The sequence below is a fragment of the Spiroplasma endosymbiont of Cleonymus obscurus genome (assembly GCF_964273375.1).
GTDB lineage: Bacteria > Bacillota_I > Bacilli_A > Mycoplasmatales > VBWQ01 > Spiroplasma_E.
In genome coordinates this window covers 197,350-222,013 of sequence record NZ_CAXWWA010000002.1, presented here as the reverse complement: position 1 = coordinate 222,013, position 24,664 = coordinate 197,350, and the positions used below count along the sequence as shown (strand labels likewise).

The 24,664-nt window shown below is 24.5% G+C and carries 24 protein-coding genes and 3 pseudogenes; 13 read left to right on the top strand and 14 right to left on the bottom strand.

All coding sequences use genetic code 4. The features are described 5' to 3' along the window. The first annotated feature begins 80 nt into the window (after positions 1–80). From ACI2WJ_RS01750 to ACI2WJ_RS01735, 4 genes and pseudogenes are all read left to right on the top strand, one after another. On the top strand, positions 81–374 hold the full coding sequence (locus ACI2WJ_RS01750; protein WP_400254648.1) for a hypothetical protein: 294 nt from the start codon (positions 81–83) through the stop codon (positions 372–374). 250 nt (positions 375–624) lie between these two features. Next, a complete protein-coding gene (locus ACI2WJ_RS01745) occupies positions 625–960 on the top strand; it encodes an ATP-binding cassette domain-containing protein (RefSeq protein WP_400254647.1) in 336 nt (111 codons plus the stop codon). A gap of 97 nt (positions 961–1,057) precedes the next feature. Continuing rightward, positions 1,058–2,294 (top strand): annotated as a pseudogene (locus tag ACI2WJ_RS01740) (IS256 family transposase). Positions 2,295–2,311: 17 nt separating this feature from the next. Further along, positions 2,312–2,848 (top strand): ATP-binding cassette domain-containing protein, encoded by a 537-nt coding sequence (locus ACI2WJ_RS01735; protein WP_400255227.1) that lies wholly within the window; start codon positions 2,312–2,314, stop codon positions 2,846–2,848. Between the two features lie 12 nt (positions 2,849–2,860). Here ACI2WJ_RS01735 and ACI2WJ_RS01730 read toward each other — a convergent pair whose 3' ends face one another. The 5 genes from ACI2WJ_RS01730 to ACI2WJ_RS01710 form a co-directional block, all read right to left on the bottom strand. Next, positions 2,861–3,532 carry a hypothetical protein gene (locus ACI2WJ_RS01730; protein WP_400254646.1) on the bottom strand — a complete coding sequence of 224 codons (672 nt, stop codon included), beginning with the start codon at positions 3,530–3,532 and terminating at the stop codon, positions 2,861–2,863. Between the two features lie 193 nt (positions 3,533–3,725). Next, positions 3,726–5,621 (bottom strand): tRNA uridine-5-carboxymethylaminomethyl(34) synthesis enzyme MnmG, encoded by a 1,896-nt coding sequence (gene mnmG, locus ACI2WJ_RS01725; protein ID WP_400254645.1) that lies wholly within the window; start codon positions 5,619–5,621, stop codon positions 3,726–3,728. Positions 5,622–6,195: 574 nt separating this feature from the next. After that, on the bottom strand, positions 6,196–6,984 hold the full coding sequence (locus tag ACI2WJ_RS01720) for an exonuclease domain-containing protein (protein WP_400254644.1): 789 nt from the start codon (positions 6,982–6,984) through the stop codon (positions 6,196–6,198). 259 nt (positions 6,985–7,243) lie between these two features. Then, positions 7,244–7,798, bottom strand: a complete 555-nt coding sequence (locus ACI2WJ_RS01715) for a hypothetical protein (protein ID WP_400254643.1) — start codon at positions 7,796–7,798, stop codon at positions 7,244–7,246. Beyond that, complete coding sequence (locus tag ACI2WJ_RS01710) at positions 7,779–8,021, bottom strand: hypothetical protein (RefSeq protein ID WP_400254642.1); 243 nt, start codon at positions 8,019–8,021, stop codon at positions 7,779–7,781. The genes ACI2WJ_RS01715 and ACI2WJ_RS01710 overlap by 20 nt, the downstream gene beginning before the upstream one ends. Before the next feature lie 104 nt (positions 8,022–8,125). Between ACI2WJ_RS01710 and ACI2WJ_RS01705 the strand changes: the two genes are divergently transcribed. Continuing rightward, positions 8,126–9,364, top strand: a complete 1,239-nt coding sequence (locus tag ACI2WJ_RS01705) for an IS256 family transposase (protein ID WP_400255226.1) — start codon at positions 8,126–8,128, stop codon at positions 9,362–9,364. Between the two features lie 59 nt (positions 9,365–9,423). Here ACI2WJ_RS01705 and ACI2WJ_RS01700 read toward each other — a convergent pair whose 3' ends face one another. The 8 genes from ACI2WJ_RS01700 to ACI2WJ_RS01665 form a co-directional block, all read right to left on the bottom strand. After that, positions 9,424–9,909 (bottom strand): hypothetical protein, encoded by a 486-nt coding sequence (locus ACI2WJ_RS01700; RefSeq protein ID WP_400254641.1) that lies wholly within the window; start codon positions 9,907–9,909, stop codon positions 9,424–9,426. Positions 9,910–9,979: 70 nt separating this feature from the next. Then, the gene (locus ACI2WJ_RS01695) at positions 9,980–10,939 is read right to left on the bottom strand and encodes a type II R/M system DNA methylase (RefSeq protein WP_400254640.1); all 960 of its coding nucleotides are present in this window, start codon (positions 10,937–10,939) and stop codon (positions 9,980–9,982) included. A gap of 28 nt (positions 10,940–10,967) precedes the next feature. Beyond that, a complete protein-coding gene (locus ACI2WJ_RS01690; protein ID WP_400254639.1) occupies positions 10,968–11,183 on the bottom strand; it encodes a hypothetical protein in 216 nt (71 codons plus the stop codon). A 24-nt stretch (positions 11,184–11,207) separates the two neighbouring features. Then, positions 11,208–11,450: a hypothetical protein gene (locus ACI2WJ_RS01685; protein ID WP_400254638.1), complete on the bottom strand. Its 243-nt coding sequence runs from the start codon at positions 11,448–11,450 to the stop codon at positions 11,208–11,210. A gap of 112 nt (positions 11,451–11,562) precedes the next feature. Then, complete coding sequence (locus ACI2WJ_RS01680) at positions 11,563–12,303, bottom strand: hypothetical protein (RefSeq protein ID WP_400254637.1); 741 nt, start codon at positions 12,301–12,303, stop codon at positions 11,563–11,565. Positions 12,304–12,420: 117 nt separating this feature from the next. After that, a protein-coding gene (locus ACI2WJ_RS01675) for an IS5 family transposase (RefSeq protein ID WP_400254556.1) occupies positions 12,421–13,210 on the bottom strand; the annotation gives its coding sequence in 2 pieces (ribosomal slippage) (positions 12,421–12,948 and positions 12,950–13,210; 789 coding nt in all). A 276-nt stretch (positions 13,211–13,486) separates the two neighbouring features. Next, positions 13,487–14,059 (bottom strand): GNAT family N-acetyltransferase, encoded by a 573-nt coding sequence (locus tag ACI2WJ_RS01670; RefSeq protein ID WP_339039388.1) that lies wholly within the window; start codon positions 14,057–14,059, stop codon positions 13,487–13,489. 21 nt (positions 14,060–14,080) lie between these two features. Further along, a complete protein-coding gene (locus ACI2WJ_RS01665) occupies positions 14,081–14,347 on the bottom strand; it encodes a fructose-bisphosphatase class II (protein ID WP_400255225.1) in 267 nt (88 codons plus the stop codon). An 84-nt stretch (positions 14,348–14,431) separates the two neighbouring features. Between ACI2WJ_RS01665 and ACI2WJ_RS01660 the strand changes: the two are divergent. The 3 genes and pseudogenes from ACI2WJ_RS01660 to ACI2WJ_RS01650 all read left to right on the top strand — a co-directional run bounded on the left by ACI2WJ_RS01660 (position 14,432) and on the right by ACI2WJ_RS01650 (position 17,449). Beyond that, positions 14,432–15,550 (top strand): annotated as a pseudogene (locus tag ACI2WJ_RS01660) (IS3 family transposase). Then, complete coding sequence (locus ACI2WJ_RS01655; protein ID WP_400254636.1) at positions 15,525–16,004, top strand: hypothetical protein; 480 nt, start codon at positions 15,525–15,527, stop codon at positions 16,002–16,004. The pseudogene ACI2WJ_RS01660 and the gene ACI2WJ_RS01655 overlap by 26 nt, the downstream one beginning before the upstream one ends. A 207-nt stretch (positions 16,005–16,211) precedes the next feature. Next, positions 16,212–17,449, top strand: a pseudogene (locus tag ACI2WJ_RS01650) (IS256 family transposase). Between the two features lie 103 nt (positions 17,450–17,552). On the opposite strand, the gene ACI2WJ_RS01645 reads toward ACI2WJ_RS01650, so the two are convergent. Continuing rightward, positions 17,553–19,676 carry a hypothetical protein gene (locus ACI2WJ_RS01645; RefSeq protein WP_400254635.1) on the bottom strand — a complete coding sequence of 708 codons (2,124 nt, stop codon included), beginning with the start codon at positions 19,674–19,676 and terminating at the stop codon, positions 17,553–17,555. A 313-nt stretch (positions 19,677–19,989) separates the two neighbouring features. Here ACI2WJ_RS01645 and ACI2WJ_RS01640 point away from each other — a divergent pair, with 313 nt between their 5' ends. The 5 genes from ACI2WJ_RS01640 (at position 19,990) to ACI2WJ_RS01620 (ending at position 24,588) form a co-directional block, all read left to right on the top strand. Beyond that, a complete protein-coding gene (locus ACI2WJ_RS01640) occupies positions 19,990–20,301 on the top strand; it encodes an HU family DNA-binding protein (protein WP_174480240.1) in 312 nt (103 codons plus the stop codon). 30 nt (positions 20,302–20,331) lie between these two features. Beyond that, positions 20,332–21,345 carry an alpha/beta hydrolase gene (locus ACI2WJ_RS01635; protein WP_400254634.1) on the top strand — a complete coding sequence of 338 codons (1,014 nt, stop codon included), beginning with the start codon at positions 20,332–20,334 and terminating at the stop codon, positions 21,343–21,345. A 70-nt stretch (positions 21,346–21,415) separates the two neighbouring features. Then, complete coding sequence (locus ACI2WJ_RS01630) at positions 21,416–22,864, top strand: FAD-dependent oxidoreductase (protein WP_400254633.1); 1,449 nt, start codon at positions 21,416–21,418, stop codon at positions 22,862–22,864. A 33-nt stretch (positions 22,865–22,897) separates the two neighbouring features. Then, positions 22,898–23,668 carry a cation:dicarboxylate symporter family transporter gene (locus ACI2WJ_RS01625; RefSeq protein WP_400254632.1) on the top strand — a complete coding sequence of 257 codons (771 nt, stop codon included), beginning with the start codon at positions 22,898–22,900 and terminating at the stop codon, positions 23,666–23,668. Further along, complete coding sequence (locus tag ACI2WJ_RS01620; protein ID WP_400254631.1) at positions 23,668–24,588, top strand: cation:dicarboxylate symporter family transporter; 921 nt, start codon at positions 23,668–23,670, stop codon at positions 24,586–24,588. Before ACI2WJ_RS01625 ends, ACI2WJ_RS01620 begins: the two co-directional genes overlap by 1 nt. The last annotated feature ends 76 nt before the right edge of the window (positions 24,589–24,664 follow it).

Genomic DNA, 24,664 nt, shown 5'->3' with positions numbered 1-24,664 from the left:
AGCACTCACAATCGAACAAATACCAGCATTTATACCACAACAAATTAAAGCACTGACTGAATGACAAATTAGTTTATTGGATGGGTTACACTTTTTTTAATCCAATTTATATTTTATTAAGAACTGTGGAAGATTACATTTATAATCAAATATGAATTTATTATCAAGTTAAATCAGAAAAAGTTTTAAATGATGAAAATTTTATTGCATTTAAAAATAATATGAATTTATATACTTTGATTAACTATTTTAATTTTATTGAGCACTGAAACCAAATGTGAACAAATTATATGGGATGTTATGGTAATTTTTGATTTAAACCATTAGCTTTATCAAGTATTGATTTTAATGTTCAAAAAAATACTTTATTTTAGTTATCCTGATTTTACTTTTCATTTAAATAGCGAATATAAAATTGATGTTAATAATACTACAAGCATACAAAATAATTTGATTGTTAGTTTATTTTACGGTGTATTGTGTATTGTTTTATTTTTCTTATCATTTTGTTTTTTCTTAAAAAAGAATATTGGATAAGTTAGTTAGGAGAGTATTTAAACAAATGATAAAAATAAAATTTTAATTAATGTTCAAAACTATAGTAAAAAATTTAAGAAATTTCACATGAATAATATTATCTTTACTGTATTTGAAGGAACTATTCATGCTTTAGTTGGCCGTTCAGGAAGTGGTAAATCAGTACTGTTAAAATCAATTATTGGTGCTATTCCAAAAAGTAATTACGAAGGATTAATTACCATTAATGGCTATAAAGCGGGAACAACTTTTTCAAAAAATAGTTTAGGTTATTCTTTGAATATAGAAAATTTTCCTCAAGGATTAAGTGCTTATAATTTTTTGAAATTTTTAGGTAAAACAACAATAATTTCAGAAAGTAAATTACTAATAAATTTAGAAAGATTATTAAAAAATTTTGGTTTATGAGAATCACGTAATTAAATCGGTAATGTTTAGTAATCTGTGTAACTTACAAAAATAACTATGTTTAATTAATTCTAGTAAATATAATTAAATGACTAGAAAGAGTGAGTTACAGATGGCTAAAAAAGATAACTTTAATAATAATGATCCAATATCAAAAGCAGTAGATTTATTATTAGAAAATACTGAAGATTTAACAACAGTTTTTAAAGAAGGGGGTTTATATAAAGAATTAACAAAACGTTTAGTTGAAAAAATGTTGAATTCTGAGATGCAAAATTATTTAGGATATGAAAAAAATCAACATAGTAATAGTGACAATGCTCGTAATGGTATAAGTTCAAAAAAATTAATAACTCAACAAGGTAAAATTGAGATTGATGTACCACGAGATCGTAATAGTAATTTTACTCCTGTAATAGTGCCAAAAAGACAGAGAAGATTTGATGGTTTTGATCAACAAGTTCTTTCCTTATATGCAAAAGGTATGACATTATCAGATATTAGAATGCAGTTACAAGAGTTATATCAGGGTGCTGATATTAGTGAAAGTATTATTAGTCAAATTACTGATGATGTGATTGATGATGTCAAAGCATGACAAAATAGACCATTAGAAGGCATTTATCCTATTGTTTATTTTGATTGTATAGTAGTTAAAGTACGACAAGATAAACGCATTATTAACAAATCAGTTTATATAGCTTTAGGAGTTGATTTAGAAGGTAAAAAAGATGTTTTAGGTTTATGAATTAGTGAAAATGAAGGTGCTAAATTTTGATTAGCAAATTTCACAGAAATGAAAAATCGTGGCTTAAATGATATTCTTATTGCCTGCAGTGATAATTTAACGCATGTCAGAAGCAATACAATCAGTTTATCTTAAAACAGAACATCAATTATGCATAGTTCATCAAATTAGAAATAGTTTGAAATATGTCTCATATAAGCATAGAAAATCTCTAGTTGCAGATTTAAAACCAATTTATACTGCATGTAGTGAAGAACAAGCAATGCAGGCTTTAGAATCCTTTGAAAATAAGTGAAATAAACACTATCCTCAAATTGCTAAATCTTGATATAAAAATTGAGATAATTTAATGGTTTTTATTAGTTATCCTGCAGAAATTAAAAGAGTGATTTATACAACAAATGCTATTGAATCTGTAAATAGTCAATTACGAAAAATTATCAGAAATAAAAAAGTTTTTCCTAATGATATGGCAGTTTTTAAAATATTTTATTTAGCAATTGAAAATATAACAAAAAAATGAACAATGCCCATTCAAAATTGAAATACAGCAATTGCTCATTTTATGATAAAATTTGAAGATAGAATTAATCTAAACTAGTACTTTGTAAAACAAAGATACACAGATTACATAAAAGCCTCAATAAATCTTTAAATTCATTTTCTTCAGGAATGAAAAATAGAATTATGTTAATTGTTGCCCTAGCACATGATCCAAACCTAGTTATTTTAGATGAACCAGGAGCTAATTTAGATTCAGAATCAAGAAAATTTTTTACTTCTGTTTTACAAGATTTAAAAAAAGAAGGAAAAACTATTTTATTAACAACTCATATGATTGATGAAACAAAAGATATTATTGATAATTGTACTATTATTGAATATGGTAAATTAATTTATACTGGACCAATTGATAAATTTGGGGTTGGTAAAATTTTTGTTTTAAAAACAAGCAATAATCTTGTAGCATTATCACTTTTAAGTTTATATAATTTTCAATTTAAATATAATAAAGATACTGATAGTATTTTAATTAAATTAATTGATAAAAATTATATATCACAACTTAATTTTATTTTAAGTGAAAAGAAAATTGTTATATATGATTTACATGAAAAAGAATTAGATTTATTTTTTATCAATTCATTTTTTTAATTTATTTTTATTTTATAAATAAGATTTTCAAATTTTTTGATTTTCACTTAAAACATGTGCAGCAGGAGGATATTCATCAGCTAATTTGTTGATTGCATTTACCATTACTTCTTTTTGATAATTATTATTAAATTGTAATTCTTGTTTTGTTTTTTTAGTTTTTTGATATCATTTTTGATTATATATTTTCCTTTTTGCTTTTACCTCGGATTTTTGCTCATATTTTTGCTTTCTTGCCTTCACTTCTGGCCTTTGAGCATATTCTTTCATTTTTTCTTTATTTTTTTGATATCACTCTTGATCATATTTTCTTTTTCTTGCCTTCACTTCAGGTCTTTGAGCATATTCTTGTTTTTTTGCTTTTACTTCGGGTTTTTGAGCATATTTTTTTCTTCTTACTTTGGTTTTGAAACTTTGATCATATTTTCGTTTTTTATCTTTATTTTTTTGATATCACTCTTGATCATATTTTCTCCTTCTTGCCTTCACTTCTGGCCTTTGAGCATATTCTTTCATTTTTTCTTTATTTTTTTGATATCACTCTTGATCATATTTTTGCTTTTTTGCTTTTACTTCAGGTTTTTGCTCATATTCTCGTTTTTTATCTTTATTTTTTTGATATCACTCTTGATCATATTTTCTTTTTCTTGCCTTCACTTCAGGTCTTTGAGCATATTCTTTCATTTTTGCTTTCACTTCAGGTCTTTGTTGATATTCTTGTATTTTTTTTTATTTTTTTGATATCACTTTTTCTTATACTCTTTTTGTTTTTCATTATTCATAAATTTATCACCTCTTAAATTTGTGTCATATATTTACAATTTTTATTACTGTTTAATTTCTTTTGATCATCATAAATCAAAATCTTCTTTGAACTTTAAAATGCAAGTAAAATATTTAAATTTGGATATTTGCGTTTTAAAAAAAATAATAAAACTTGAATATCAGCAGGACTAACACCAGAAATTCTTGTAGCATGACCAATTGTTAATGGTCTAACGCGCTTTAATTTTTCTCTAGCTTCACCAGTAATACTTTCTACTAAATCATAATCAATATCACTAGGAATTTGTCTTTTTTCTAAACTATTAGTTTGTTGCGCCATTTTTAGTTGCTGATTAATATACCCTGAATATTTAATTGTAATTTCTAATTCCATTAATTCATGATATTGTAAATCATTTATTAAAGGTAACTGTGAAGTAAACATTGATAATTTGACACCTGGGCGTTTTAATAATTCATAAGCAATAATATGATTATCGGGAATTGGACCTAAATTATTATTAATAATATACTTAGCAACTTCTGAATTGGGACTAACTTTAATGGTTTTTAATTTTTCAACAATATTGGACATTAATGTTTGTTGAATATTAAATTGTGATCAACGTTGTTCACTAACTAAGCCAACTTGATAACCATACTTAATTAATCTTGTTTGAGCATTATCATTTCGTAATAATAAACGATGTTCAGCTAAAGAAGTTAATAAACGATAAGGTTCAACTGTTCCTTTTGTTACTAAATCATCAATTAAAACTCCGATATATGCTTCATCACGCTTTAAAATTAATGGTCTTTCTTTTTTTATTTTTAAATGGGCATTAATTCCGGCTATTAAACCTTGACACGCTGCTTCTTCATAACCACTAGTACCATTAATTTGACCAGCACTAAATAAGTTTTTAATTAATTTAGTTTCCAATGTTGGTCATAATTGTGTTGGTTCAAAAGCATCATATTCAATAGTATATGCTCATTTTAATACTTCACAATTTTCTAAACCAGGTAACGTTCTCAACATTTTATCTTGCACATCAATTGGCAATGATGTTGAAAAACCTTGGACATAAATTGAATCCAAAGCAAGTGATTCTGGCTCTAAGAAAATTTGATGACGAGGCTTATCAGCAAAACGTACTACCTTATCCTCAATACTTGGACAATAACGTGGTCCAGTACCTTGTGCTTCACCATTATACATTGGTGATTTATCTAAATTATTATTAATAATGGTATGAGTTTTATCATTTGTATAAAGTAAATAACAAGGTAATTGTTTTGCTAATGGTAAAAATTTTTTAGTTTCATGTGAAAATGCTAAAGGTAAATCACTACCTAGTTCAATATTAGTTTTGTCAAAATCAATACTATTTTTTTTAATACGAGGTGGTGTTCCTGTTTTTAAACGTATCATATTAAAGCCTACAATTTTTAATTGTTCAGAAATACCATTACTTGTTCTTTGACCATCTGGTCCTTCTGATTTCTTATTATGACCTTGTAAAGTTAAAGCTGTCATATAAGTACCAGTAGTTAAAATCACAATTTCACTTGTAATTTTTTCGCCATTCTCTAAAATAACACCCTTAGCAGTGTTTTCTTCAATTATTAATGATTGTACCATAACTTCTAAAATTGTTAAATTTTCTTGTTTATTTATTGCATTTTGCATATATTGTGAATAAGCAATTTTATCAGATTGAGCACGAATAGCTCAAACTGCTGGACCACGTGAATGATTTAATAGTTTCATTTGCAAAGCAGTAGCATCTGCTGCTTTAGCCATTTCGCCACCAAGTGCATCAATTTCACGAACCACAACTCCTTTGGCGGGTCCACCAATAGAAGGATTACATGGCATTAATGCAATTTTAGTTTTATCAAGAGTAATAATAGCAGTTTTATGACCTGCTCGTGCAGAAGATAATGCCGCTTCAACACCAGCATGACCCGCACCAATTACAATAATTTCATAGTCATATTTCATTGATTTCACCTCCATTTCATAAAATATTACATATCAAAATTAATAACATCAAAAATAAGAAATTTTATTTTTAATTTCTTTAGTAATGTTATCATAAACAAGCAAAATATTCATGTACTTTTTAGACTTTTATTAAATAAAAATTGAATTTTAGTTAATAATCTTCTCGATTATAATTCATTATATTTTATACAAGATATAAATATTATTTAAAGAATTAGTGCTGCACTTAAAAATAGCAACTGTTTTAACTAGTAATCATTAATACTAATTTAAAACCAGTAATTACTTACTTTTAAGTATTTTATTTATTAGCACAAGATGTGTTTTTATTGAAAAGACACTTTTGTCATTAACATTAGTGACTGTATCCAATGGTGATAAAACATATGCAACATCTATTTCTTTTTCCATAACTGTAACCTCTTTTGTATACAATTTGACTTAAATAATTTATCTTAATATCCCTACATAAGTATAATTATAATGTTAATTTTTAAATTTGCAAATTTTTATTTACTATACCTTTAAACTTAAAAAGTATTTTTATATATAAAAATACATCTTATATTAATTAAGATAAAGAATCATCAAATAATCTCCCCATTTTAATATTAAGATTATTACATAAAGTTTTTAAATGGTAATGTTCACTGAAATGTATATTAATTAATTTATGTAAAGTGGTAACATCTGCCAATGAATCATGATGATCAAATTTAATTTGATTACTATGAGCAAGAGCACTTAAACGGTTATTAGGATAATCATATGTTCTTCTAAATAACTTAACTGAACAAATGTAAAAAAAATTAGAGCACTCTAAATCATAATGATTTATTAATGATCTTAAGATATTAATGTTAAAGTTAGCATGATGAGCAATAACAACAGTATTTTCAGTAAAAAAAGTAACAATGTCTACTCATAATTCTTTAAAATTTGACATTAAAGATACGCTTTCATTTGTAATTCCATGAACATGAGAAAAAGTAAATTCTTCAGGATGTGGTTTAATTAACGAACTATAAGTTTTGACAATTTTACCTTGTGTTACTTTTATCATAATTAATTGACAAGCACTTGTTTTATTCGAATTTGCAATTTCAAAATCAATAAAAACATAATTAGTATTATCAATCCCTCAATCATGAACACTAAATTTTTTCTTACTATTTAATTTTAATTGTTTTCTTTTTAATAACATTTTTTTAGCAAAAAGATTTTTACTATCTTTACTTTTATACTGTTTAAAAGGTGTAATTATTTCTTGTTTTCCTTCTATATTAACTTCTGATTCAAAGTTATCATCTGTTTCAAAATCATCATTTGTCTTCTTGAATTTTACACTTTTAAAAAACATATTAATGGCAATAGCACCTTTCTATCTAAATTTTCATAAATTAATATTAGTTATTCCTTTGATAAATTATAACATTGATAAGTTAGAGTAACTATATTTTTACTTATAAAACTTCATTTTTTACAAAATTCATTTATTAATTATCATTCTTTAACAACTAACTTAATATAATTTTTAAAAATAATATTATGAATAAAATATTATATTGTTGACAATAAAAAAGATTGCAACTGCAATCTTTTTTTAAATAAGAAAAATATTATAATGAAAATGAAGTTGAAGAATTATTTCTAGTAATTAACGGTTCACTATCATTTACTTCATTTTGAAAATTATTAATTTTTTTTAACTTTTTAGCTATTTTAACTTGTTTATTAAGTTCTTTTTCTTCTAATCTTTGATTTTTTGCTTTTAAATTTTTTAGCTTATTTTCTGCTTCTTGCAGTTTATCTTCTCTTTTTTTAATTTTATCTTTACTTTTTACAATTTTATCACTAAGTGTTCCTAATAATGGACTATTTTTTTTATTAAGTTTTCTTTGACGTTGCGCATCTTTAAGATTCATTCGTACTAGTTTATCTTTTTGCAGTTTAGTTATTACCTTATAAATCTTGACACTTATTGCAGCAGCAATTGCTCCTCCAATAACTATTGGTACAGCATAAAGTAAAAAGTCTAATCCTTCAAATAAATCACTAAAAAATGATTCTATCCCTTGTCAACCTTTTTCAAAAAAATTTCCTACGTCTTTTGTAAAATCCTCAAATCCTTTTGAAATATCTTCTCAAATGCCACTAATATCTGAACCAATCATCTACACCTTTACCAATTTCTCCTAATCCTTTACCAATATCATTTCCAATATCTTCTATACCTGAACCAATGTCTGATATAATATCTTCCAGTCCTTTACCAATATCTGAACCAATATTATCTACACCCGAGCCAATATCTGATATAACACCTTCTACACCTTTACCAATATCATTTCCAATATTTTCTATTCCTTTGGCAATATCATCTAATCATCCAAACATAATTTTTTTCGGTAATGTTTAGTAATCTGTGTAACTTACAAAAATAACTATTTTTAATTAATTCTAGTAAATATAATTAAATGACTAGAAAGAGTGAGTTACAGATGGCTAAAAAAGATAACTTTAATAATAATGATCCAATATCAAAAGCAGTAGATTTATTATTAGAAAATACTGAAGATTTAACAACAGTTTTTAAAGAAGGGGGTTTATATAAAGAATTAACAAAACGTTTAGTTGAAAAAATGTTGAATTCTGAGATGCAAAATTATTTAGGATATGAAAAAAATCAACATAGTAATAGTGACAATGCTCGTAATGGTATAAGTTCAAAAAAATTAATAACTCAACAAGGTAAAATTGAGATTGATGTACCACGAGATCGTAATAGTAATTTTACTCCTGTAATAGTGCCAAAAAGACAGAGAAGATTTGATGGTTTTGATCAACAAGTTCTTTCCTTATATGCAAAAGGTATGACATTATCAGATATTAGAATGCAGTTACAAGAGTTATATCATGGTGCTGATATTAGTGAAAGTGTTATTAGTCAAATTATTGATGATGTGATTGATGATGTCAAAGCATGACAAAATAGACCATTAGAAGGCATTTATCCCATTGTTTATTTTGATTGTATAGTAGTTAAAGTACGACAAGATAAACGCATTATTAACAAATCAGTTTATATAGCTTTAGGTGTTGATTTAGAAGGTAAAAAAGATGTTTTAGGTTTATGAATTAGTGAAAATGAAGGCGCTAAATTTTGATTAGCAAATTTCACAGAAATGAAAAATCGTGGTTTAAATGATATTCTTATTGCTTGTAGTGACAACTTAACAGGCATGTCAGAAGCAATACAATCAGTTTATCCTAAAACTGAACATCAATTATGTATAGTTCATCAAATCAGAAATAGTTTAAAATATGTTTCATACAAACATCGAAAATCACTAGTTACAGATTTAAAGCCAATTTATAATGCATGTAGTGAAGAACAAGCAATGCAAGCTTTAGAATCATTTGAAAGTAAATGAAATAAACACTATCCTCAAATTGCTAAATCTTGATATAAAAATTGAGATAATTTAATGATTTTTATTAGTTATCCTCCAGAAATCAAAAGAGTGATTTATACTACAAATGCTATTGAATCTGTAAATAGTCAATTACGAAAAGTTATCAGAAATAAAAAAGTTTTTCCTAATGATATGGCAGTTTTCAAAATATTTTACTTAGCAATTGAAAATATAACAAAAAAATGAACAATGCCCATTCAAAATTGAAATACAGCAATTGCTCATTTTATGATAAAATTTGAAGACAGAATTAATCTGAACTAGTACTTTGCAAAACAAAGATACACAGATTATTAAAAAGCCTCAATTTTTCTACCTTTCTTTTAATCTAAACTTGGTCTTAATGTTGTTTTATAACTATTATTTATATTTGTTTCTAAACTATTAGCACCTAATACTATACTATTATTAAACTGATTAATATTGGGATTTAATTCAGACAATGGTTCTCTATTAGATTTATTATTTAGTTTTTCTAAATGATCATCTAACATTTTTAATTCAATTTTTAATTTTTTGTTTTCTACTTCTTTTTCAAGCAGTCCCACTTCAAATGTTTTTCTTTCATAATCATATTGTGCTTTTTGACTTGCTAATTTTGATTTGAAACATTCCATTTGTTCTTCTTTAAATATTTCATTTTTTTGTTTACTTTCTTTTTTTGCTTTATTAGTTTCTAGTTTTCTATCAACAATAGAAGTGACAACAGCAGCTGATGCTGTTGCTGCTAATGCTCCTACTACAAAGGAGTACCTGCTAATAATAATCCTCCACCAACTGCAACAGATCCTATAATAGTTAATAATCATTAATAATGTGTGAAAATAATTTCTTTTATAAAAAAACAGTAACACAAAGTTACTGTTAATTAATTTTTATTTATTTTAATTTAAAAACATATATTTTATCAATTCTTGTTGCTTTACCAGCTTTGCTTCCAAGAGAATTAGTAGCTTTTTTCTTTTGAATTATTGAATCTTCATAAGTTTCTTCTAATCTTAATGGAATTTCAATTTTAATACTATCCCACATAATATCAAAATAATTACATACTTTTCTATTATTTGCATCACCAACTACTAAAATAACTGAAGTATCTTTATTACATATTTTTGAAATTTGTAATAAATACTCTTTCATAAAAATTTTATACGTTTCTAAATCATGTCTATCATCTAACTTAATGTTTTTATTATCTTTATTAGTATCAAATCCTAATATTCACATCTTAAGACAATTTTGTCTTGTATAATTAATTAAATTTAAATATGGTGGTGATGTAAAAATTAATTTAGGTTTAATATCAAAATAATCCTTTATTTTTAAAGCATTACCCAACTTCACATTAGCAATTTTATTACAATAATGAGCTTTTGATAATACACGTTTTACACGATTACTTATTTTTTCAAAAATATTATCTTCTGGTTTTTTAAGATTATGTTTCAATGCATATTTTCTAACATAGTTAACTGACATTGAAGTGTGATTACTCATACCTAAGGAAAAATATATTGATTCACCATTTTTCTTCATTGGACCATGCATTAATCCTAATGTTATAGCTAAAATAAAATTATCAATTGCTGAAATCTTATTATAATTTTTACCTAAATTTTCCTTAATGAAAACTAATTGTTTTAAGTTTATTTCGCTGTAATAAACTTTTAAGTCATTATTTATGTTATTTAAATTATATATTTTTTTATCTTTGCAATATTTTTCTTCTCAATATTTAATTCTAATTAATACTTCATTAAGTTTAAAACTTTGAGATTTTGCACGAGAAAGTACATAAGCAAATGGATTTAAATCTATTGCATAAGTTTCTCTATCCAATAAACGTGATTGTAAAAGAGTTGTTCCTCTAAGAAAAAGCTAATACATTGTCATTTTCTTCTGAATACTTTTGAATAAAATAATCGGCTAAACTTGGTGAAAACATAGCCACATAAGAACAAATTCTATGCATAGAATCACCTCAAACACGACTAAAGTTTTTTCATGTTTTTTCTTTTGGTAATTCTAATTTGATATTATTAATTAATTTTTCATATATTACTATGTTTGAATTAAATTCCATCTGTTCACCTACTTTCATATTTTGTTATTTTTTTTCTTGAAGTCAACCTATTTTAGTTAAAAATCAATTATAAAAATGAATATATTTTTTTATATTTTCTACTCATATATTTAAAATTTTTTCACTTTCAAATATATTATATATATTATGAATTGTATCATTAAATATACTTCTAGGAGAATTTTGATATTTCGCAGTAACTAATTCCTTAATAGAAGATTTATTTGAAATAATATCATTTTTAGTATTTTCATCTATTTTTTTCATCTCAAGTAAATCTTGAATAAATAATTCAAAATATTTACTAAATTGTAATCCTGTTTTAGACGTATCAAATAATTTATTTAATATTCCATAAAGAGAATTTATTCTGTTCTTTTTAATTAATTTGTTTATATTTTGAAATAACTCAAGTACACCATAAAGATTTATTAATATCATTACTTAAATTTTCAATAGTTCTATCATATTTAAAATGAATTTTCTTTAAAATTTCTTTTTTAATCTGCCTAATATCCTTATTTTGAAAATTAATTTCTTTACTTTTTTTATATAAATCAGAAAATTCTTTACCTAATCTTTTTAAATAAAGAAGTCTAGGAAATGCACTTTTTCCTGTACTACCTGCAGTATGTCTATTATTTACTATTTGTCATAATTCTTCTTCTGTAGATAATTTTCTATTAACTAATGTAATAGAAATGTTATTAAAATAATGAACATTTAGTTTTTGATAATCATTTATACAAATTAAAATTTTTTCTCAATTGTCTTTCAATGCTGAATTTTCTTTTCCTAATTCATTAACTATATAATCATTAATTTCTTTTCATTCAGAATTATTGAAAGAAAATTCTTCTAATAAATACATGCACATCAATCTTCTGTTACCTTCTAATACATAGAAATTTTGTTCTTTATCATCGGGAATAATATGAATATTATCATTAGAAGCTGTAAATCTATCAGATAAAGATGAAATTAATTCATATAAAACTTCTAAGTTTTTTCTTTCTAAATTTAATATTTTTTTAATTTCAACAAAAATTGAATAGTTATCATAATATATTTTATCTAATTTAATATTAAGATCTGGAATTCTAGGGTTTACAGGCAACATTCTTAAATCATTATATTTTTTTCAACTATTGTAAATTTTTGTTCCAAAATATTCACCTTATTCTAAACTAAATCTTCATACTTATATTTATTTTAACAAATATACTTAAGAACCTGTTTAAAATCTTTTCAATAAAATTGAAATAAAGGCAAGAACAACCATTTGTAAGCTAGTATTTAATTTTTTTTCACAATTTTTTCATAATCTTCTGCATTTTTCTAATCATGCAAAACTTCGTTCTACAACTCATCTTTTTGGTAATACTACAAAAGAATGTAATTCATTACGTTTTATAACTTCAACATTTGCATTTATAATTGTTTTAATTTTAGAAGCAAATTTTTCACCAGTATAACCAGCATCTACTAGTATTTTTTGAACTGCAGAAAGATTCTCTTTTTCATTTTCAATCATTATTATAGCACTGTTACGATCTGTTTTTTCTGCTGTGGTTATGTAAATTGCATGTGGTAAACCTTGAGAATCAACAGCAATATGACGCTTTATTCCTGAAATCTTTTTACCAGCATCATAACCTTTGTTTTTAGTAGTATCTGTATTTTTAACACTTTGTGAATCAATTATACAAAAACTAGTTTGTTCTTTTCTACCATTATTGATACGAAATGCCATGACTAATTTTTTTTAAAACTAATTGTAATACACTAGGTTCTTTACCATTATTTTTACTTCAAACTTGAAAATAATAATATACAATTTGTCATTTTGGAAAATCTTTTGGTAACATTCTTCATTGACAACCACTTTTTAATACATATAAAACTGCACAAAATACTTCATATAAATCTAAGCTTCTTGGTTTAGTTCTCTTTTTAGTATTTTCTAAAATTGATTTTATATTTTCAAATTGCTCTTTGCTAACATTACTAGGATAATTTTTACGCATATATACCTCTTATCTTAAAATATATAATCATTTTACCCTATTTCTCTAAAAGATTTTAAACAGGTTCTAAGAAGTATGCTAAAAATTAATAAAGTTACATTAAATAAATATTTAGAAATTGAATATAATTATGAAGATTTTATTATAGAATATAAATTATAAGAAGATAAAATGAATAAATTAATTTTATTTTTAGTTGAAAAAACGTTAGAAAATAAATTAACTACTAGAGGGTTAAAACTTTTAAACTATAATCCTACTTTTTTTAAAAAAACTTTATTTTTTAAAATACTCACTACGAATAATACTAAATATTTTACAATCACTAACTTTACCATCTTTAATAAAATTACTACGAGAAATTCCTTCAAACTTCATGCCAACACTTTCCATCGTTTTCGCTGAAGCAATATTCTCTTTAACACAACTACCTTCAATTCTAATACTATTAGTATTTTCAAATCCATACTTAATAGCAGTCAACAATGCCTCTTTGGCATAACCTTTACCCCACTCTTTTGGATTAAAAGCATAACCTATTTCCAAACATTTAGTATGAGCAAAATATCTAATAAAACCACAAGTACCGATCATCGTATTGGTTTCATCATCTTTTAATTGCACTGCTCACATTAAAGAACTTAATTGTTTATATTCTTGTAATAAAGAATTAATAAAACCAATACTATCATTAATACTTTTATGAGCTTTTCACGGTACATATTTTGTCATATTTTCATTCTTTGCATAATTAAATAATGCTTGTGCATCATTTAAAGTAATAGGTCGTAGTTTTAAACGTTGACTTTCTAAAACTGGGATAGCAGGTAAACGATCAATATCATTCATAATTTTCTCCTTTAAATATTTTTAAACATACTTATTATATATTTTCATAATTTTTTCAACACTTGGCAATAGTTTATTAACCTGACTAACACTATAAGTAACTTCCATATTTCTAACAACACCATGTGAAACAAAAAAAGTATTTAAATAATATGTACCATAATAATATTTAATTGCTTTTAAACTTCCACCAGCTGTTAAACCCGTTGCAACAAAACGGACATTTTCATCTTTTACTAAATCTTTAGCAAAATAATATTTATTATATGATAATTTATATTTTTTAATAGCAATATTGGATGGGTTACACTTTATTTGACACTAATTACGTAGACAAGTGAACAAATTAGTTAAAAGAAAGGAAATATAATTATGGCCAATATTAACTCATATAATGATGAATTTAAAAAACAAATAGTATCTTTATATCAAAATGGCAAATCAGTATCTTGCCTTGCTAAAGAATACAACGTTACAAGAGCAGCTACTTATAAATGAATTAAGCAATTTACAAATTCAGGCAGTTTTAAAACTAAAGATAATCTTTCGGATTTAGAAAAACAATTAATTCAAGCAAATAAAGAATTAAAACAATTAAGAATGGAGAATGATATTTTAAAGCAAGCAGCACTAATAATAGGCAGAAAGTAGAGATTATTACAAATAATAAATCTAAATATAAAATTCGTCCAATTTGTCGTTTTTTAAAACTTTCTAAATCAACATATTATTTTAATTTAAAGAAAAAAGAAGATAAAATCAAAAATAATATGATGAAGCTGTTATTAGTGCTTTTAAACAAAATAAAGAAGTTTATGGAACAAGAAGATTAAAAGTCAGTCTAGAAAATAAAGAAATTTATTTATCACACAAAAAAATTAAAGAAATTATGAATCAGCATAATTTAATATCAAAATACACTAAATTATCATTTAAAAATCATCATAACAAAGTCAATAATAGCCAAATAAGCAATCTTGTGAATAGAAACTTTAATAATAGGCTTAAAAATGAAGTTATTGTTAGTGATTTAACTTATGTTCAAGTTAATGGTAAGTGAAACTATATTTGCTTATTAATCGACCTATTTAACCGCGAAATTATTGGACATAGTGTGTAGGTACTAAAAAAGATGCATCATTAGTATATCAAGCATTTATGCAATCAAATCGCTGTTTAAAAGATATTCAAATATTTCATAGTGATCGCGGTAATGAATTCAATAATAAAACTATTGATAAACTTTTATTAGCATTCAATATTACCCGTTCTTTAAGCAAAAAAGGTTGTCCTTATGATAATGCTGTTGCTGAAGCAACTTTCAAAACTTTCAAAACTGAATTTATTAATGATAAAAATTTTACATCATTAATCCAATTAAAATTAGAATTATTTGATTATATCAATTGATACAACAACATACGAATCCACAGCACTTTAAACTACCTAACTCCAGTTAAATATCATGAAAAAATGTCTACCAAAAAATAGTCCTAAAAAGGGTTGCCATTCCAAGATTCAAACTTTCAATACAACAACACAAATACCAGAATTTAGAAAATGACAAATTGAAGAATTTCAAGAATGACAAATTCAAGCATTCACAGAATGACAAATTCAAGCATTTCATTGATCACAAATTCCATGATTTACAATAAAGCAAATTCCATATTTTGAAGAATGACAAATACAACACTTTAGCAAACAACAAACTCCATCATTTACAGAATGACAAATTAAAGCATTCACAGAATGACAAATTCCATGATTTACAGAAAAACAAATTGCATCATTTACAAGAGAACAAATTCCATGATTTACAATAAAGCAAATTGCATCATTTACACCATTATGATCAGAAATTTTATTTAAAAAATATATTAATGATGAAAAATCATGAGAAAAAATCAATGTTAAAAATAGAAGTATTTCAAAATTTATATAAAAAACTTAATTATTAAACATCTTTCTTTGTTAATTTTACAAAATTTGTAAATTATAAATTCAAATCATAAAATAAAAAATTACAAAATAAGTAAATAATATTTTAAAAATTCCGGTAATGTTTAGTAATCTGTGTAACTTACAAAAATAACTATGTTTAATTAATTCTAGTAAATATAATTAAATGACTAGAAAGAGTGAGTTACAGATGGCTAAAAAAGATAACTTTAATAATAATGATCCAATATCAAAAGCAGTAGATTTATTATTAGAAAATACTGAAGATTTAACAACAGTTTTTAAAGAAGGGGGTTTATATAAAGAATTAACAAAACGTTTAGTTGAAAAAATGTTGAATTCTGAGATGCAAAATTATTTAGGATATGAAAAAAATCAACATAGTAATAGTGACAATGCTCGTAATGGTATAAGTTCAAAAAAATTAATAACTCAACAAGGTAAAATTGAGATTGATGTACCACGAGATCGTAATAGTAATTTTACTCCTGTAATAGTGCCAAAAAGACAGAGAAGATTTGATGGTTTTGATCAACAAGTTCTTTCCTTATATGCAAAAGGTATGACATTATCAGATATTAGAATGCAGTTACAAGAGTTATATCATGGTGCTGATATTAGTGAAAGTGTTATTAGTCAAATTACTGATGATGTGATTGATGATGTCAAAGCATGACAAAATAGACCATTAGAAGGCATTTATCCCATTGTTTATTTTGATTGTATAGTAGTTAAAGTACGACAAGATAAACGCATTATTAACAAATCAGTTTATATAGCTTTAGGTGTTGATTTAGAAGGTAAAAAAGATGTTTTAGGTTTATGAATTAGTGAAAATGAAGGCGCTAAATTTTGATTAGCAAATTTCACAGAAATGAAAAATCGTGGCTTAAATGATATTCTTATTGCTTGTAGTGACAACTTAACAGGCATGTCAGAAGCAATACAATCAGTTTATCCTAAAACTGAACATCAATTATGTATAGTTCATCAAATCAGAAATAGTTTAAAATATGTTTCATACAAACATCGAAAATCACTAGTTACAGATTTAAAGCCAATTTATAATGCATGTAGTGAAGAACAAGCAATGCAAGCTTTAGAATCATTTGAAAGTAAATGAAATAAACACTATCCTCAAATTGCTAAATCTTGATATAAAAATTGATCCAATTAATGATTTTTATTAGTTATCCTCCAGAAATCAAAAGAGTGATTTATACTACAAATTCTATTGAATCTGTTAATAGTCAATTACGAAAAGTCATCAGAAATAAAAAAGTTTTTCCAAATGATATGGCAGTTTTCAAAATATTTTACTTAGCAATTGAAAATATAACAAAAAAATGAACAATGCCCATTCAAAATTGAAATACAGCAATTGCTCATTTTATGATAAAATTTGAAGACAGAATTAATCTGAACTAGTACTTTGCAAAACAAAGATACACAGATTATTAAAAAGCCTCTAAATTCCAGATAATTTAATTATCTGGAAAATATGCATTATTTATAAGTTTAAAACTTTTGATTATATATTATTTGTAAATACTATCTTTTGTTCAGAAAGTACTAAACCAACTGATAATTCTTGATTTATTGATTCAACATCTGCTATTTGTAATACATTATTAGAATTTCCTATCAAACATTCTGAATTTATCGAATTTAATGTTATATCTAAAATATTAGATATTTCTTTTACCATTTTATATACAAAATCATTTTCTTTAAGAAATTCGCTAGTTTGTTGAGTTTCATAATCACTTATTTTTATACTTTGCTGTTTTTTATTTAAATCAAGAAATTCATTAAATTCAAAAAATAAATGTTTTAACTCTTGTAATTGATCTTTTTGTTGATAAATTTTTTCATATAATAAATCTAAATTTTTAATATAATTTTTAATATTATTGTTTTGTACTCTAACTTTTATAAACATAAATTTATAATCTTTTTTATTTTTTTGTTCAAAATTATTAATTATTTTTTTAGATATTTTTTGATTTAAATTATATTTTTTTTGATAATCATACATTAATGGAATAAACTTTTTAGGAATTTTAATTAATGTTGTAAAATCAATTAAAAACAAAAGATTTTGAGAACTATCATTTTCACTAATACATAATAAAGCAAATTTTTTGTTTTCATTAAAAAGAAAGTTCTTTTTATTATTTTTTGCTATTTTATTTTGTAATTTTTTAAAAATTATTTTTTCTTCTTCATTACAATCTTCAAATAATAGTAATGGATTAAAATAAAGGTTTTTTGCTATTTTTTGATTCTTCCCTTCATTTAAACTATCATCTTTAATAAAAATTAAATAAGAATATGGACCTTTATATTCTTGTAAAAAATTATAATAATTAAGAGTCATTTTTACTATTGATCCTGATTCTAATTTTAATTCTTCAAAATCAAATAATTTGCATTTACCATTATTTTCATTATTGATATCAATAGTGATATCACTAGAAGTTGATGGTTGTAATTCTTGTTGAGCATTACTTTCTTTATAGTTATTAAACTGTTTTATACTTTTTAAAAGTTCACCATATTTATTTTCTCCAAAAAAAGTAGTGAAATTCTTGATAATAATTTTAAGTGCAGCATCATAATCAGCAACTATTGATATAGAATTTTCAATTTTAGAGTTTTTAATAAAAAAATATTCACCTAAAAATTTATTTATTTGTTCTTTTATTGTAATGAAAAACTTAAAATCTTCTTTTATTTTTTCATTAAAATTTTTAAATTCATTAAATAAATTAATAATATCATTACTCTTTTTGGTTATATTCAATTTATTTTCAGTAAAACAACTATTCATTTTATTATTAATTTCACTTAATTTATCCCTTATTTCTTTTATATTTTTTTCAATTTTATCTTTAATTTTTTTTATATCAATTTCTAACTTTAATTGTTCTTGCGTTAGTAATATTATTTCTTTTTTTTGGCTTTTAATACTACTTTCATTTTCCAAAATTTGTTTTTTATAACTTGAAATTTTTGTTTCTAAAATTTTAATTCTTTCTTTTGCATTTTTAACTTTATTATTATAATCGATTCATAATGCATCTCAATGCTTTTGTATGTTTGCATCACTTGAATTAACTTCAATTAAGGTTGATACTACTTCAACATATTTTATTTTTGTTCTCATAGTAGCTTGGAAATCTTCAATATTTTTTTGAGTTTCTTGAAAAGTATCTTTATCTATCTTTGTGATTTTTTCTTTAAACTCTTCTTTATCTTTTTGCAAAGCTTTAATTTCTTTTCTTATTATTTTTAATTCTTTTTGATCTTTTGCTATTTTTTCATCCAATGTTTGATTTCTAAGTTGATTATTAGTGCTACTTTTTGTTAAATGTTCAATATGACTTTTTAAGTTTTTTAAATCATCTTCTTTATAAGCTAAATCCTTTTCATATTTACTATTTTCTAATTCTTCTTCTGATAAAATATCTTGATATCTTTGTTTATAATTACGTTGTTCCTCAACACTTTCATTTATGAAAAATGTGAATTCTTTTTTAAAAATTTCTAAATTTTCTTTAAATTTTCTAATCTTATTTTCAATATCACTTATTGAAACATTTGTTGTCGCTATCTCTAGAATAATTTTAAACCTCTCTTTCTTTTCTTTCAAAAATAAAAAAACCACTTGCTTTAAAACTAAAGCAATGGCCAAACACTTTTATTTTTGTAATTACATTTTATAGAAATTATAATTATAGTTAAGGAATATACTTATTTATACTATTGAATATAATAAAGAAATTTTTATCTTTGATTCTTATTATTTTTAATGTTAAAATTATTCAAATTAAATATGTAAAATGCCTTTTATATATAAAATTATTAACAAGCAAAGTACGAAAAATTTATAGATTACATTTTATAAATAAAATAATATAAAATAATATTAGAAGGATATGGGCAAACAGATAGGGTTGATTTTTATGAACGCAAAAGAATTAATTGCAAGAGTATCAGATAAAACTAAATTTAACATTCAAGATATTGAAATAGTTTTTAATTGTGTAATTGAAGAAATTAAAAATATTAACCAACTAGGTAAAGTAATTACTATTCCTAATTTTGGTACTTTTAAAATCAAAAAAGTAAAACCCTGTTTACGACGAAATAGTAAAAATAATGGACAACACGTAGTTAGCAAATACAAATATATTAAATTTATACCTTATAAAAAATATAAAAAATATATTCGTTGTAAACCAAAACCAACAATACTAAATAATGTCGACTATTAAAATGTATGACCTAAAATGTGAGGAAAACCAATGAAACAAAGTAGTATTAATAGAATAAAATTAAGACAAAAAGTTAATATAAATTCAATTGAAATGTTTAAAGCATGCTTGCAATATAATTCACAATTTCAACCGAAAGTTAAAATTGAATTAGCAAAATGGCCAATGTATTTTGAATATTGAGAATACCTAGAAAAACATGAAAATATAATTCCTTTTTCAATTAAAACATCAATTGACAATTTAACATTATACGGTAATTTTTTAAAAAGTCCCCTTAAAAATGAAAATAATAATAAAACAATAATTCTATTACACGGAATAACTAATACAAGATTTTGAATATTTAAACAAGCTTTCATTTTTTTACGTGCTGGCTACAATGTTATTTGATATGATGCTCGTAACCATGGTGAAAGTGATGCATCACCAACAACTTTTGGTTTAAAAGAATCACAAGATTTACAAGACATTATTGAATACTGTTGTAAAACATATAAACAAGAAACTACTGCTTTAGGATTATATGGTTTTTCATTAGGTGGCGCAACAGTAGTAATGTGAAGCAATTTATATGCAAAACATAAAATTAATCAAAAAGTAAAATTCATTATTTCTGATTGTACATTTAGTCGCTTAGATCGTACCTATAGTGAAAAACTATACAACTATGCTTTCTTACCTACTAATTTAATGCTGAAATTAAGTCGTAAAAAAGCACAAAAAGCATTTGGTGTTGATGGTTTACAAGAAATACAACCAATTAAATATTTAAAACTAATACCTGATATGCCAATGTTATTTCTTCATGGTCAAAATGATCACTTTATTAACTACACTAATGCTAACGAATTATTTCAAGAAAAAATTCGCTATGAAATACCAAAAAAAAGTTCATTATACACTATCCTTGATGCTAACCACGGTCAAAGTTTTTTAATTGGTGATTTAGACCACACAGTTGTTAATGAATATAATTTAGTAACTGATAAGGGTATTAGTGACACTACTTTAGAATTTGTTCAAAAATGAATCAATACTTAAGATAAACACTATTAATTGATTTTTTTATTAAATATATATTATAATTAATGAGAGTGGAGCGATGATAAAAATGAAAATTAAAGTTATTATTATTGGTGCTGGTGCGACTGGGATGGGAGTTGCGAGTAAATTATTACGTAGTGAAAAAAATAGTGATAAAAACTTTGATATCCATGTTTATCAAGAAAAAAACTATATTTCACTTGGTGCTTGTGGTATTCCTTATTATATTGCTAATGAATTTAAAAATAAAAAACTTTTAAATGACCGTACAAAAAAAGATTTTTCAGAAAAAACTAATAATAAAAATAAAAATAAAATTCATTTAAATCAAAATGTTATTAAAGTCGATACAGCAAAACAAGAAATTCATGTCAAAAAAACAATAGACGATAAAACTAAAGCAAAAGTTGTATCTTATCATGCCTTAGTTATTGCAACAGGAGCCAAACCAAAAATTCCGCCACCTTTTAGTCATGGTATTTTACCACATAATGTTTATAATGTTTTTACTAAAGAAGATGCCATAAATCTAAAAAAAGCAATGAAAAATGCTAAAAAAATAGTTATTATCGGTGGTGGATTTATTGGCATGGAAATGGCAGAAGCGTGCTTAAAACAAAAAAAAGATGTCACAATCGTTGAAATGAAAGATCAATTAATGGCAGACGTTGTTGATAAAGAATTTAGTCAATTAATTTATGATGAACTAACCAAAAAAAATATTAATCATAAAACTAAATCAAAAAACAATGCCACTATTTTACTAAACTATCAAGTTGAAGAACTAATGATGACTCATAATAATGTTAATGATTTGCGTTTAAAAAGTGTAAATGATAAAAAAAACGGAAAAACAATACCTTGTGATTTAGTAATACTAGCAGTTGGTTTTGAACCAAATACGAATTTTTTACAAAATAGCAATATTGAATTAAACAAAAATAAAGCAATTATTATTAACGAATTCTGTCAAATTCCTTCTAAAGAAAATCTTACAAAAAAGTTTTCAAATATGTATAGTGGTGGTGATTGTGCACAAATATATAGTCAATTTGATAAATCATCAATATATGTTCCCTTGGCAACTAATGCTAATAAAATGGCACGTATTATTGCTGATAATATTAAAAACCCAGAACATAAATATCCAGGAACTTTAGGGTCAAGTATTTTACGTGTTGGTAATTTAGAAATAACAAAAACTGGTAGTTTTGATACGATTGATAAAAATAAAATTGGTAGTGTTTATATTAAAGATTATGATCTACCAAGATACTTAAAACAATCTCGTCCTTTATACTTAAAACTATTTTATGATAAAACAAATTTCCAATTACTGGCAGCACAAATGGCAGGTTATAATCATGCCACATTAAGAATTAATGCTCTTGCTACTGCCATTTGAAATAAAATGGACATCCGTGATTTACAAAATTTAGATTTAGTTTATTCACCTCCTTTTGCTCGTACTAGTGATATTATTCATATAGCAAGCAGAAAAGTAACATCGTCATAACCTATAAAAAATAAAAAGAATGAGGTAGCAACTATGACAACTCTTAGTAATGACAATATTAACTTATTAAGAGACTTTGTTGGTATTTCACACTGACAAAGTCTAATCGGGATAATTGTCTTTTTTAGTATTATCCTAGCACTTTCTATTTTTATTAAAAAAACTAAACCTAAATTTCCAATTCGTATTTTTACTGGAATGGGATTAGGACTAATTTTTGGTATTACTATCCAAGCTATTACTGGTTTTAATAGTTATAACATTACTTATCCTAACTTACCTGGAACACCAATAAAACCTAATCCTGACTATATACCCTGAGTTGCAGAAATTGTACACTGAATTGAATTATTAAAAACTATTTTTATTATTGGTATTACTATGTTAACTATTCCATTAGTATTTTTAGCTATCGCTAGAATTACTAGTAAAAAAAATAGTAACTCAAAAACAATAACTAAAGTTTCAGGAGTTGGTATTACTATTTTATTAATAAATGTGGCTATTGCTTTTACTATTGCCTTTGGACTAGGAATTGCTTTCAAAATTGGGCAAGGTTTTAATTTAACTGATGGTGGTAATTACGATAAAACTACTGCCAAAACAATTCCCAAAATTATCATTAGTTACGTTCCTAGCAGCTTAATTGGTGTTTTTACTCAAACATTAATTATTCCAATTATTGTACTTGGTGCTTTAATTGGATTTGCAATTAAAAAACTAACTAAGCATAATGAAGAACGAATGGACAAAGCAAGAAACACTTTAGAAACAATGTGAAAAATTATTATTTCACAATATTAATGATGTTTATTAAAATTATGCCATTTGCTGTTATGAGTATGCTAGCCACAGCAATTATTAATCAACCAATTGGTGCACTTGCTAATATTGGCATTATTATTGGGGTTGCTTATTTAGCACTACTTATTACTTTCTTATGACATTTATTATCATTATATTTATTTGGTATTAATCCTTATCGTTGATTAGTAAAAGCACAGAAACCAATTATTGCTGGTTTTACAACTCAGTCTTCTAATGCCGCTTTACCAATTGCTATGAATACCTTAAAAGAAGATTTAAAAGTGAAAGAAGAGGGTAGTGATACAGTAATGCCACTTTCAACAACAATAGGTTTAAGTGGCTGTGCTGGAGTACAAGCTGGAATTATTTTATCTTTCTTATGATTTAGTGTTATCCTTCCTGGTAATTTTCCCAACTGAACAATCGCTATTTTATTTATTAATGGTTTAATTGTAACACTAGTTGCTTCATTAGGAGGAATTGCGGGAGTGCCAGGAACTGCTGCTGTTGTAACGGCTGGTGTTTTAGGTGGTCTTGGTTTTGGTAGCTATTATGCTGCTGTTTATGGTATTATTGGTGCCTTAGATGGTTTATTTGATATGGGCAGAACTGCAGTTAATATTTCTGGTGGTTTACAAGCTACTGTTATTGCTTCTCGCAATCAAGAATTAATTGAAGATGAAAAACTTTTATTAAAAAAATACCCTTTTAAGGGTTTACACATTTTAACAAAGAAAGTTGGAGCCAAATTGTTAATTAGATCTGAAAAAAATGATAAGATTCAAACATTAAAAAAAGATACTAAAGTTAAAATTGAAGCATTAAAAAAAGTAAAAAATAGTGAGAATGATATTAAATTTTTAAAAGAGCAGTTAAAAAAAGATATTAAAGCAATTAAGAATGGCAAAGATGTATAATTTCCAACTATTATTACATTAAATATTTTTAGTAATCTATTTCATAAAGATATCACAAAACTAAATATATAATAGA